We start from the raw sequence: 239 nt of genomic DNA on the forward strand, positions 1-239 counted from the left end.
CAAACGCCCTGCAACGTCCCAAGCGCTTCTTTGGTGCTGCGCGGAACATCGAAGAGGGTGGGTCGCTCACCATTATCGCGACAGCGCTGATCGACACAGGCAGCCGGATGGACGAGGTTATCTTTGAAGAATTCAAAGGTACGGGTAACTCCGAAATCGTTCTGGACCGTAAGATCGCCGACAAGCGCGTGTTCCCCGCCATCGACATTCTCAAGTCCGGTACGCGGAAAGAGGACCTC

Annotated in this window: 1 pseudogene; it reads left to right on the plus strand. The window is 56.5% G+C overall.

Annotation, left to right across the window (positions count from 1 at the left end):
- Window positions 1-239, plus strand: a pseudogene (locus O4G76_RS21540) (transcription termination factor Rho); the annotation flags it as partial.

It is taken from the genome of Limimaricola sp. G21655-S1 (assembly GCF_027213785.1).
Taxonomy (GTDB): domain Bacteria; phylum Pseudomonadota; class Alphaproteobacteria; order Rhodobacterales; family Rhodobacteraceae; genus Limimaricola.